Here is a 12,375-nt window from a genome sequence, read left to right as displayed (position 1 = left end):
AAACAGGCTTGTTCGGAAGGAGGATCACCTTCTTCGAACAAGCCTGTTTTTCTTATCCTTTTATATTACACTTCGGCGAGCAACGAAGAGACATGGTGATTACCATTCCGTTGATCGTATTTCTCTGCTGCCGCCTTAGCATAACCCTCAAAATAATCAGCCAACGCGTGCAAGTCTCCAGGGTCTCCTTCATACGGGAACGAAGCAGGAAGACGCAATCGGTACCCTGGCGATTCCTCTGCCCAGCGGCGCAGCAGCTCAGCTGCTCTGGCGTAGAACATCATTTTGGCAAAAGGATCTTCATGATCGACAGCCATTACCAAACTTTCTTCCAACACATCAATTCCCTTCGACGGATTGGTTCGTGCTAGATAATCCATCTGTTCTGCGAAGCTCTGTACAAAATCATTTTGACCCTTGATCATCCGGTAACCCTTCTGCTGATGCTTGTTCGCTTCCTCGATCCGTCCAAGACGATATAGCGGCATTAGGACTTCGGATAACGTCAGGTGCGGAATTTCAGCGCAGCTCATACGACCCTTCAAGATCGGCTTGGCCGCCTCCAGGACCTGCTCATCGTCTCCCATTAGAATCCAGTAACGCATGATTTCATCCTGTTCGCAAGCTTCACAATCACTCATAAAGTCACGGTCCATTATTTTGAACTTGGCATAACTGCTTCCTGCTTCCTCCAGGTCACCAAGATCCATGAATATACGGAAACGGTAATACCAGTATGAACGATCACTGTAGCCAAAGGATTTAAACCGTCGTCCAAAGTCCTCCAGCAGTTCCATCATCTTATCGCGAGAGACCTCGGGGAAACTGGAGAGTTCGCCCAGGATCCATTTGTACGACCACATCAATGTCTCTTCGTCATAGCGCTCAGGCTGCTGATCAAACTTCCCGAGCTGCCAGGAAAAGGCGATAAGTGCTTTCATGGGATATCCGCAGAACGTGGCTGTTTCCACAATCTCGGATCGAGCTTCGTATGCCTCTTCCTCCATACCATTTACGTCGGCCACTCTGGCTGCTTCTTCAAGCATGCCCAGTTTCGCTGTACCGTTAGGCAAGCCATAGGCCTCATCCATCAAATCTTCAAATTCCATCTCTGTATTCATCAGGCATCCCCCTTACGATCCGTATTTGCGCGTAAACCCCAGTCAATAAAACGAACGATGCCTTGATTCAGCACCTCAAGCTCCTGCCGGTTCATGGCATAATGCCCCATCATCAGTGCATTCACATAGAGCATCTCAATGGCGATCGGCGTCATTTGAGGATCTGGCGTCGTTAACACGCGCTGAATGATTGGATTGTTTACATTCAGATACAAGGTAGAGTAGCCAGCAGAGCTGATGCCGGCGGATAATGAGCCCAGTACGGAAGAGAACAGTTCCGTACTCTCCTCACTCGCCTTTTCCAATGCACGAAGCGTTGAAGATTCCTGGGATAGAGTGAACAGTACAGGCAGGTCTTCCGGTTTGAACCCCTTCACCTCGGCACGGCAGCGAAAGCGCTGAAGTGCCGAATCCGCCAGACGCAGCGCATCATAGTAATCATTACGCTGGGCTGGAGGGACATCCGTGAAGCTAAGCGACACCTGATCCGGCTGCAGTCGCTCTGTATGCACATTTTGTACCGCAAGTGGCAGAGTCGCCATCAATTCGTTGTCATAGATGTATCCGCCATTAATAACGAGCAGGGATTGTGCAGACGCAACATGGTGAATCTGGCGATACTCATCCACCGTAGCTGTGAAGTATAACGTCTCTCCTTCAGCCATTAACTCTCCCAGCTCCCGGTGGCCCCGTGTGCTCTCAAATGGCAGCCAGCGGTAGATCATTGCGTAAAAATCCTGATCCTGCACAGCCAGTGCCTTCATGGAGAGTGCATGCAGACGTATGAGCTTCTTCAGGCGCTCTGTCTGGTTCTCCGCCATGTCAGACAGTCCTTGACGAAGGGCGTCGCCAAGTTCGGAGCGTACTTCTTCCAGCTTTTCATTTTCATAAAAATGTTCACGCGAAGCCGTTGGTTGAAGTTCATCTGTCCAGATCAGACATTTCACAAAGAAAGCCCAATCCGGCAAAATATTCTCTGCCTTCTCCGAGATCAGCATCCGCTTCAAATACACCCGGTGAGAACGCTTGGCATTCAGATTGACGGCATGTGGAAGTACAAATGCAATTCCTCCGGTACGACCGGAAGCTGTCGTTAGTGGGATGAAATCTTCAAATGTCTCCCCTAGCAGGCGCCCACCAAATGCAAGCACCTCCGCTTTGCGCCCTTTGGCAAGTTCCGGATGCGTAAGCCACACAGGCGAATCGGCATTGACGATATCCTGTATACCTTCGCTCTGCAGCGTCACGGGATAAGGTAACAGGGCTCCATAATAGAACAAAGCTTCCTTCACATAATCCGGTTCAAAATAATGGGCGGCATCTGGCGTACAGCGCAAATACACTTTGGTCCCCGGGGACAATTGGGTCTCAAGCTGGCGAATGGTATAGGTTCCATCCGGCTTGCCACGCCATTCCATCGAAGGTCCTCCCTTCGCGGATTGGGTCAGCATGACGATCTCATTGCTCACCATGAAGCAGGACAACAGTCCGATCCCGAATCGTCCGATAAAAGAAGTCTCTCCATCCAGCAGAGCTTGCTGCCCGCGCTTCGAGGATTGTCCGATCATCGCCAGGAATTCGTGAATATCCGCCTCGGTTAAGCCGATGCCGTTATCCTCCACCATCATCGTTAACTGCTCACCTGTGGCTGTCAGTTCTACACGCACTTCGCCTTGAAAACCTGGCTCTGCCTCACTTCGTGCTGTAATGGCATCGGTCGCGTTCTGCATCAACTCACGCAAGAAAACTTTGGGACTGCTATAGAGATGATTCGATAAGATCTGAATCATGCCACTCAGATTGACCTGAAAACGATACTCATTGGATGCTGCCATTTTTGCTCACCTTCCTCTGGTCCAACACAACAGAACTCCAACTTCATATGTGTACATATAATGTGTTAGACGAATTATAAAATATTACATATGTAATTCTAAGACATCAGCATTTCACACCTGAAAATGCCAAACGACCACGTCAAGCCGGCCCTGGTGGTAACCAAGACCGGCGTTAGATGAATATTCAGGCATACATCATATGTATAAGGCCTTCCCTTTCATTACCTCATTATGGATGGTAATGAAACGGGATATTGCATCCTTTTTACCACAATACAATGAACAAGAGAATGAGAAAACAAACCTGAGACCCGATTTTTCCGGACTTTAGGGCGGAAATGCACTTTTTCCCCGTAGGACTTTTGACGGAATAATTATTTTTTTACAATCCATTTGAACGATTTTGTCCTGTTAAACGTATCATCATCAAATTAAGAACGGATGGTGAAGGCATATGATTGAAGTTCGCAGCATATCCAAACAATTCAAGGAGCATCAGGCCTTGCGTGATGTCAGCTTCACGATTGAACAAGGCAGCGTTACCGGATTAATCGGCCCCAACGGCTCGGGCAAAACGACACTGATCCGCATTATGAACGGTGTTCTTGGGGCAACGAGCGGATCTGTAACGATTAACGGATTGGATCCCTCCACCCATGCGGAGAAGGTGCTGGCCATGTGCGGCACACTCACGGAACAAAGTGGACTGTATGAGAATATGAGCGGACGCGACAATCTCGTTTTCTTCGCAGACGCTTTTGGTATTCAGCAGCGTACCTCACGAATTAACGAACTTGTAGAGCTGTTCGAATTACAGGAGTATCAGCACCGCAAAGTGGGGACCTACAGCACAGGTATGAAGAAACGGCTTGGCCTTGCCCGAGTTCTTCTTCATCGCCCGTCCATACTATTTCTGGATGAGCCGACCAATGGCCTGGACCCAGATGGAATTCAGATGGTACTCCGTATCATTCGCCGGTTGAACCGTGAAGAGAACATGACTGTTCTGGTCTCCTCGCACGTCCTATCCCAACTCTCAGCCGTATGTGATCGATATATCTTCATGGAAAAGGGACGCAAGGTTGAGGAAGGATCGGAGCAGGAGATTGTAAACCGTTATCTCACTGCGCCAAGGCTTGAGGTAGAAGCGGTCTTGGCTGATGGTTGGGGTGCGGCAGCTGAATTTAATCCGGAGATCGTCTCTGCGGGCAAAGCCATATTCCAGCTCCAGTCCCGTGAGGAAATTCCCATGCTCCTCAGACAATTAACCACGAACGGACAAGTCTATCAGGCTCGCCTAATCGGCAGTGATCTGGAAAGTATCTATTTTGCCATCAGGGAGGCACACCATCATGAATAAACGTCAAGCCATAAAAGCACTTGTGCGCAAAGATATCCGGGCCATCACAGCCAGCATTCAGCTATGGCTCCCTATGTTGATTGTTCCGCTCATTATTGGGATTATCATGCCTGCCATCCTCATATGGATGACCTCCAGAGTAGAACTTCGTTCTATTGGAAATCTCAAGTTCCTGCTCGACAGTCTCGATATATTAAGCAGCTCGGGACAGATTCCGGAACTGGCCTCCATGCCTTCAGACAATCATCGCATTGTCTATTATCTGGCCTTATATATGTTCGCACCTTTGTTTCTAATCATTCCAGTGATGGCCTCCAGTATTCTGACAGCGAACAGCTTCGCGGGTGAGAAGGAACGCAAGACGCTAGAAGGCCTTCTGTTTACACCCATCAGCATGGATACCCTGTTTAAAGGCAAAGTACTGGCTGCTCTGATTCCTTCCATACTACTGTCCTGGATTACCTTCCTCATCTATGGGATCATTGCCAATATTCTGATGTACCCGATGTTCGGAGCCATGATGTTCCCGAACTGGAACTGGATCATTCTTGTGCTGTGGGTGGTTCCGTCATGCAGTCTTATGGTCATACTGCTCAATGTGTTGATCTCCGCCAAAGTTCGTGGATTTCAGGAAGCTTATCAGCTGGGAGGACTTATCGTTATTCCACTGCTGGCACTAATTGCGGGTCAGGCAAGCGGAATGCTGCTTATCAGCCCCGTGTTGCTGCTGCTTATCGGAGCTGCGCTTCTGCTCATCAGCCTGGTTCTGCTTCGTCTGGTTGCGCTCTGGAATAGTCGCCAGCAGCTGGCTGAGAGTCAGATCTGATCATGGTGACAGCAAGAGCGTATCCATTCAGATGGCGGATGGATTGAGAAAACAAAAACGAAGGGTTATGATAGGGAGACATGCACTTGGGGATGACCGCAGAGAGGAATGGATCGAACGATGGAATACAGTCTGCTTCAAAAAATGAAATATGCACAGCAATTAACGGCACAGGAGAAGCACATTGTGGACTACATTCTGAACAATCCCGAAGTCGTTTTTGAATCTACGGCTCATGAACTGGCTCAAGCCACGTTTACAAGCTCATCAACCATTGTTCGTTTATGCAAAAAGCTGGGTACCAAAGGGTACCCAGACTTCCAGTTAAAGCTTGCCCTCGATTATCAGCGGGCTCCTGCCACGATTTCTGCTCCGGATCACCCCTTTACCGAACTGGATGATGTTCGTTCTGCGATGGATTCCGTACCTTACCTGTATCATCAGGCATTGGAAGAAACACGCCGACTGCTGAACGCTTCTGTCATGCAGCGAATTGCCGACTGGGTCAAGGAATCCGGCCGGATTGATATCTATGGCAGTGATATGAATTACTATCTTGCACAGCAAGCCTGCACCAAGTGGAATGAACTGGGCATCTCCGCCATTGCGCACAACAGTCCGAACATGCATTATCTGAACACGATGAACCCCAATGTATCTACACTATCCTTTGTCATCTCGCATACCGGGGAGAATCAGTCGATGGTTGATGCCGCCAGAATTCTGAACGAGAAAAACATGAACGTCGTTGCCATCACGGGCAATAACCATTCCAGCTTGTCCAAACAATCTACTGAAACCCTGCTTAGCTACGGCTACAATGAACAAATGAGGCTTTCCAAAATGTCTTCGATGGTTTCTGTACTTTATATCTTCGATATCTTATACATGAGCAGCATTCGTGACAGCTATTAAACACGATCAGCTGCAAATACAATTCCCGCGTCCTTACGCGCTTCTGCCAATATGTTCATCACAGATTGACTGTGGCTGAGAAGCTCATAACATTTCGTGTAATCCTTATTGATGTAGATATTTCTAAAGGCTTCCCATTCGTAATAAAGCCAGTTTGACTGTGCCTGTACATTAATGCTCTCCAAGGGCTCCTGCCCAATCTGGACCTTGATTTCCTGACACCCGTTGGCTCCTCCCACAACTTGAATATATCCCTTCTCCCCCTGGATCAGGACAAAATTCATGCTGCTAGTATCTTTGCAACCTACGCACTCCGCAATAAACTCGGGATATTTCAGAACCACCACCCCTGATGTATCAATTCCATTGACGTGCTGGTTGGCCGTATAGGATACGGTTTCCGGGCTGCCAAACATCTTCATGACAAAATGAAGATTGTAGATGTTGATATCCATCAGCGCACCACCGGAGAACTCGGGGTTAAATACATTCGGTGTCTCCCCGGCAAGCAGCTGATTGTATTTACTCGAATACTGGCTGTAATTGCACTGGATGAACCGAATATTCCCCAGATTGGACAGCTGCTCCTTCACCTTGTTGTAGTTAGGAAGATGGATGTTTGAGATTGCCTCAAACAGGAACAGATTTTTTTCCCGGGCCAGCTCAATCAGCGTTTGGGCTTCCAATGCCGTTGATGTAAATGGTTTTTCACAGACGACATGTTTGCCATGTTGAAGCGCTTGATAGGCCTGCTCATAATGCATGCTGTTGGGTGATGCGATATAGATAAAGTCTACATCCGGGTCAGTATAGAGTTCATTCAGATCCGTGTAGATGGTCTGTACTCCATATTTGTCTGCAAGCGGCTCTGCTGTCTCCCTTTTCCGGGAGTAAATGGCTGTACAGTTCACTCCATCCACTTCGTTCATTGCCGATAAAATGGCATCCACAATAAATCCTGTCCCAATCGTTGCTATATTCATCGTTGTTGCACTCCTCTTCTTCATATTGATTCATCTGGCCTTTTTCGCGGCTTCGACTCCATCATGCAAAATATCCAGTACATATAACACTTCATGATCCTTGACTGGCTTCTCGCCGTGATGACGGATAGCCTCAAGCAATTTCTCATATAACATGCCATAGTCCGTCACTTCAGACGGTACGTTCTCCGTATGGGACTCCCCTTCCTCGTCCACATAGCTCATAGTCCCCCAATTCCTTTCGGGTTCAATGTCATAGGATACCGATGTAGGTCCGGCTCCATTTTTCGATTGATGACCACTGCTAAATTTCACAAAACTACCCCGGTCTCCGTGTATGATAAATTTCGGATGTTCCATTTTGACAAGCAGGCTGCACTTAATGGTCGCTTTCATCCGGCCATACCGGAAATCGATATCAATATAGTCATCCGATTCCCCAGGCGCCACCAGACTTCGGACATCATAATCAATGCGATCTGCTTCACCATATAACGAGATTAGCTGATCAATCGTATGCACGGCCAGGCCATGCAATAACCCAAACCCTTTTGGACTGTACTGCGGATGAAAATAATCATAGTGGGACTGGATCTCCACAATATTGCCCAGCTTGCCGCTCTCAATCACTTTACTCAAAGTAAGAAAGTCCCCGTCATACCTCCGGTTCTGGTTCGCCATCGCGATAAGATGTTTACGTTCTGCCAGTTCAAAAATCTCCTTGGCTTCAGCCGAAGTTGAGGCAAACGGCTTCTCGACCAAAACATGTTTGCCATATTCCAATGCCAATTTGGCGTATTCAACATGACTGTCCACATGAGTCGCAACGACAATCAGTTCGATATCTGGATCTTGTAACACATCGCTAAGCTCTGTAGTAAACGTAATTTCAGGGTAGTAGCTCTCCCGTTCTGTGTCACCCACCCGGTCCTCCTCACGTCGGTAGATCGTCTTCACTTGGATCTGCTCTCTTCTCTCCAGATAAGGCAGATGATAATTCACTACCGCATTTCCAAATCCAATGATTGCTATCTTCAACATTAGAATCTCTCCTCTGCTCTGGTTAAGCGCAATGTTATCATGCACCAGCCTTATGGTGAACGCTTTGGAGAAGGAATGGCCACAACATTCGAAAATGGATTCAAGCCATGGGATGGAGTGAAATTCAATTTCACATGGACATCATCGGGCAGCTAAGATATAACATTATTTCCCTTGTTTACCGATATAACTTAAGAAATGAACTACATACATAAAGATGAAGGGTGTCGATGGAGACATGAGCAAATGGTTTACAGGCATGCAGCGCAAGATCAGTACCTTCCTGTTGTTTACACTGATCACTGCAGCAATATTGGGCGGAGGAAATGCAGCACAGGCAGCTTCACTCAATCAATCTACTGTGTATTAAGATTCGGACGGTGTATTGTACAAAGTATCCGGGGATGGCAGCAATACGACAGAAGTTTTACTTGATTTTCAGGGCGTTGACCTTGTAGCAGCAGGTTCTCACGTCTACTACACTTCAACTGAAACTTCCACAACACTGCTTCGTGTCCCTAATGACGGATCGCGCGATACCGCCGAGACGTTCGCAACCGACGTTCTGCGTTACGATACGGATAACGGATTCATATATTACATGGATGCCAAAGGTTCGATCTATCGTGCGAATGGTGATGGTGAGCCAACTTCCGTTAAAAAGATCGCAGACAAAGCAGATACGGATTTCCCGCTTCTGGCGGTCATCAAAGGCCGCATTTATTACAACGCGCTCGTTAACGGCAATACCTGGATCGTCTCCAAGGCTACAAATGGCAGCGGAACGGTACAACGAATTGCTGAGGGCGCAGTTGAAAGCAGTTATTTTATGAATCCGGCGAAAAACAAACTGCAACTGATGGTTAATACCAATCCTTATGAAACCTACTACTCCACCAATGCAGTGGTCATGTACGCCGTGAACTATAGTACAGGCAAGGCAAGTGCTGTAAATCCAAAAGCCAAGCTGGACGTGAATGCAGTATATTCCGGTGGCTGGGGCAGCTCGGTTTACGTGTATAACAAAGGAATCAGCCTGGACAGCAACAAAGATTACAACTACGCAACAGGCAAAGCATTTGCCCTTACCACTTCAGGCAAGACATTCCAGCTCCATAGCAAAAGTATCAGAGAAGTAAGTGCACTTGGTACAGACAAGGCAGTTATCATTGATGCTGGTAAAAAAGCGTACGCAAAAACGGTATCTGGCAGCAAGGTCACCAAAACGACCAATCTAAATTTGAGTAACGTCAATTACGTTGCGGATCAGCTGACCAATGGTACAGCAACACTTGCCTACATTTCTGGCGACAATGGCCTCTACGCCGTAAGTTCGACGCTCAAAGTAACCAAACTGGTCGGGGATGAATGGGACACCTTCCATTTCAGAGATGACGTACCAGGCATCTTCTACATTAACGCGAAAGACCTCTATCGTTTGTATCATATCCAGGCAAAAGGATCAGGTAATAAAGCGTTAAGCGAAGTCTTCCTGGACGACATTCTGTTGGTAACACCAAACTGAATTTCTTAAATAAAGAGGATTACCTTGCAGCCCTGCGGCTCCCGGTATCCTCTTTTTTATATGTTCACAACAATTTTTGAAAAACGTCTTCCATATGAGAATGATAATTGTTATCATTAAGAAAATGAGACAAAAGGATGGTCCGTATGAATGAACAGCTTCCCTTCATTTCTGAAACGTCAACTCTACCACTCCTCTCTTCCATGTGCCGTGTACGCCGTGGGGAGAATTTCCGTGTGCATGGCAAGACGGTTTCCCGGCCTATGCTGTGTCTTGTTTTGCAAGGAGAAGGTGTCCTGATCCTTAATGATCAAATACATAAAGCCCGCGCTCATCAGTTATTTGTTTTCGAAAAAGGGACCACGATTGAGGCTGCCTCGCGCTCCGGAATTACGGAATGTCTTCTCCTATCGATGAACACGGTCCAGTTGAAGCAAGTACGCGGTGAATGGAAGATGATTTCAGATCCCTGTCTACCCTTCCAATGGTCGACGGGTCCTATGCCTGTTCGCCATGAGCAGCAGATGGTCTCGCGTATGGAACAATTATATACAGCCTATCAGGGCGTTCAGCAGGAACATTTTATTAATATACACACTCAGCTCCACGAATTGTTGCAGTACATTTCCGAGAATCGTCTAGAAGCCAATCAGGAGAAGGTTGACCCTGCCCTGGAGCGAAGCATTATGTACATGCACCGATTCATGGGTGAAGGCATAAGTATGGACCAGCTGGCCAAGATCGCCGGACTTACTCCGAGCTCATACTCCCGCAGCTTCAAGAAGGCCAAAGACATGTCACCAACAGATTACCTGAATCGACTGCGGATTGAAGCAGCCAAACAACAATTGCAGCAGGATCCACGTTCCATCAAAGATGTCGCTGAATCTGTAGGTTATGGCAATGAGTATTATTTTAATCGCAAATTTAAACAAGCCGTCGGTATCTCACCCAGTGTATATATGAATAGAGAGCAATTACGAGTAGCGACGGCTTCCGTTCTGGGCCTGGAACATAATCTATCTTCCCTGGGGCTAGAAGCGATTGCGACACTAAATGGATTCACGGATCAGGAACTGAGCGAGAACGAGCACCAGCGTAAGCTGACATTGCAATTCAACAAGCTTCGCCAATCGAAGCCTGATCTGATTATTGCCGATACACACCATGAACCCTATTACGATAAACTGAAAAGTATTGCGCCAACCGTCCTCCTTGAACCTGTTCAGGACTGGAAACAAATTCATTCCCGTATTGCCGAGCTGGTTGGACGGGAAAAACAAGCCTTGGATCATTTCAAACAGCTTGAATTCAGAACGCTGGATGTGGGCAAACGTCTGCAACATTTTTTTGACCATGAACGGGTTACACTTGTGGAGGTTAAGCCTCCAATGATCCGGCTTCAGGGAACGATCAATCATCCCCTGAGTGATTTGTTGTATACCGAGTTGGGGCTGCAACCAGCACAGATTGCTCCGCCAGAACACCAGTGGGTGGATTATCCTGCTGAGCGCATTCCTTTGCTGGATACGGATCACTTGTTCATTCATCGTCTTTCCATGCATCCAGCCAGCGAAAAACTGCTGCGGCGATTAAAACAGACGTCTTCATGGAATCGTTCGCCTGCTGTACTTGGTGGCAATGTACATGATATTTCAAGTTGGCTGATGATGAGCTGGACACCTTCAGGACGACACCGGATCATGGATGAACTTGTACACCTTGCAGAACAGCACGCGGCCCTCTCTCATGCCGGGCTGATCGGGCAATTCTAATGCATATTGGAATGAAATCTGATTTTTTTCTTCATTATAAATACACAGCAAAAAGGCGCCTCCATCAGGAGAGCGCCTTTTGGGTTCTACTTAAGAGTTATCTTGAATCTCTTCCCGCGGAACCAGTTTATAGATTTCTTCATCTTCCATGGTGTCGATCAGTCGGTCCAGCCATTTGTAATATGCTTCCGCTTGCAACACTTTATTTTTGTCTTCCCTTAGAATGTGAAGAAGTTCGGCATCTGCCTGCTCGTCCAGGTCTTTAATCAAACGATTCAGCTCCTCAACGGACTTACGCAGCACCTGAAGGTTACTCTCCACAGCTTTTCTCCATTTAATCGCAAAATAATCCGTAAACGTCTGATGCCAGTCATACTCCACTTCATATAGGTCTTTCCGGGAGCCTTTGCTCCATACCTTATTTACCATTTTCAGATCCAGCAGTGTACGTACGCCGGTACTCATGCTCGTTTTGCTCATTTCCATTTCCCGGCCCATATCGTCAAGGGTCATTGGTTTGTCTGCAAAAAAAAGCAATCCATATAAGTGTCCCGTGGACAGCGTAACGCCGTATAGATCCATATTACGTCCGATAGCTTCAATGACGCGTTTACGGATTCTAAGCACGGTGGCCTGCTGTTCTTCTTGTAAATGGTCCAAGCCCATGCTTGCAACCTCCATTCTGAACATTCCCAGTCTTGGCACAAATAATTGCAACCATACAAGATCCTGCTTACATGGGAAAGCACCCGGCCGGACATCCTATACGCCAGAGGGCTTTCATTCACCCAATGTATGAAAATGGAACCTTACCAGGTTGCATCTGCCTACGACTATCTTTAACCAAAAAACAGCTTAAATTAGCTCATTGTCTATTGTAGAAAAAGCAATATCAAATGTAAAGCGGCCTTATTAGCCAGAATAAGGAGTATAACAGAGCATTCGGACGTAAAACTTTGTACAGTTTTTACTGTACAAACATTATGTACTG

General features: G+C 47.1%; 11 protein-coding genes. 6 read left to right on the top strand and 5 right to left on the bottom strand.

Annotated elements, in window-relative coordinates:
* Window positions 1–65: 65 nt before the first annotated feature.
* Window positions 66–1,121: a hypothetical protein gene (locus tag MH144_RS21180; protein ID WP_239303999.1), complete on the bottom strand. Its 1,056-nt coding sequence runs from the start codon at window positions 1,119–1,121 to the stop codon at window positions 66–68.
* Window positions 1,121–2,956: an HSP90 family protein gene (locus MH144_RS21175; protein ID WP_239303996.1), complete on the bottom strand. Its 1,836-nt coding sequence runs from the start codon at window positions 2,954–2,956 to the stop codon at window positions 1,121–1,123. The genes MH144_RS21180 and MH144_RS21175 overlap by 1 nt, the downstream gene beginning before the upstream one ends.
* A 457-nt stretch (window positions 2,957–3,413) precedes the next feature.
* Between MH144_RS21175 and MH144_RS21170 the strand changes: the two genes are divergently transcribed.
* The 3 genes from MH144_RS21170 to MH144_RS21160 all read left to right on the top strand — a co-directional run bounded on the left by MH144_RS21170 (window position 3,414) and on the right by MH144_RS21160 (window position 6,060).
* Window positions 3,414–4,319 carry an ABC transporter ATP-binding protein gene (locus MH144_RS21170; protein WP_239303993.1) on the top strand — a complete coding sequence of 302 codons (906 nt, stop codon included), beginning with the start codon at window positions 3,414–3,416 and terminating at the stop codon, window positions 4,317–4,319.
* Window positions 4,312–5,145, top strand: coding sequence for an ABC transporter permease subunit (locus tag MH144_RS21165; RefSeq protein ID WP_239303990.1), 834 nt, complete (start codon window positions 4,312–4,314; stop codon window positions 5,143–5,145). Before MH144_RS21170 ends, MH144_RS21165 begins: the two co-directional genes overlap by 8 nt.
* A 108-nt stretch (window positions 5,146–5,253) precedes the next feature.
* Entirely contained in the window at window positions 5,254–6,060 is an 807-nt protein-coding gene (locus MH144_RS21160) for a MurR/RpiR family transcriptional regulator (RefSeq protein WP_239303988.1), read from the top strand.
* Here MH144_RS21160 and MH144_RS21155 read toward each other — a convergent pair.
* Both MH144_RS21155 and MH144_RS21150 read right to left on the bottom strand, forming a co-directional pair.
* On the bottom strand, window positions 6,057–7,043 hold the full coding sequence (locus MH144_RS21155; RefSeq protein ID WP_239303986.1) for a Gfo/Idh/MocA family protein: 987 nt from the start codon (window positions 7,041–7,043) through the stop codon (window positions 6,057–6,059). The two genes, MH144_RS21160 and MH144_RS21155, sit on opposite strands and share 4 nt — an antisense overlap.
* Before the next feature lie 30 nt (window positions 7,044–7,073).
* Window positions 7,074–8,084, bottom strand: coding sequence for a Gfo/Idh/MocA family oxidoreductase (locus MH144_RS21150; RefSeq protein ID WP_239303984.1), 1,011 nt, complete (start codon window positions 8,082–8,084; stop codon window positions 7,074–7,076).
* A gap of 238 nt (window positions 8,085–8,322) precedes the next feature.
* Here MH144_RS21150 and MH144_RS30860 point away from each other — a divergent pair, with 238 nt between their 5' ends.
* The 3 genes from MH144_RS30860 to MH144_RS21140 all read left to right on the top strand — a co-directional run bounded on the left by MH144_RS30860 (window position 8,323) and on the right by MH144_RS21140 (window position 11,384).
* Window positions 8,323–8,454, top strand: coding sequence for a hypothetical protein (locus tag MH144_RS30860; protein WP_275440228.1), 132 nt, complete (start codon window positions 8,323–8,325; stop codon window positions 8,452–8,454).
* Window positions 8,455–8,469: 15 nt separating this feature from the next.
* Complete coding sequence (locus tag MH144_RS21145; RefSeq protein ID WP_239303982.1) at window positions 8,470–9,609, top strand: DUF5050 domain-containing protein; 1,140 nt, start codon at window positions 8,470–8,472, stop codon at window positions 9,607–9,609.
* A gap of 146 nt (window positions 9,610–9,755) precedes the next feature.
* Window positions 9,756–11,384, top strand: a complete 1,629-nt coding sequence (locus MH144_RS21140; protein WP_239303980.1) for a helix-turn-helix domain-containing protein — start codon at window positions 9,756–9,758, stop codon at window positions 11,382–11,384.
* Between the two features lie 90 nt (window positions 11,385–11,474).
* On the opposite strand, the gene MH144_RS21135 is transcribed toward MH144_RS21140, so the two are convergent.
* Window positions 11,475–12,050 carry a GbsR/MarR family transcriptional regulator gene (locus MH144_RS21135; protein ID WP_239303978.1) on the bottom strand — a complete coding sequence of 192 codons (576 nt, stop codon included), beginning with the start codon at window positions 12,048–12,050 and terminating at the stop codon, window positions 11,475–11,477.
* Window positions 12,051–12,375: the final 325 nt, after the last annotated feature.

It is taken from the genome of Paenibacillus sp. ACRRY, assembly GCF_022346995.1.
GTDB lineage: Bacteria > Bacillota > Bacilli > Paenibacillales > Paenibacillaceae > Paenibacillus.
The sequence above is the reverse complement of the archived record's forward strand: the minus strand, read 5'-3'. Positions and strand labels throughout refer to the sequence as shown.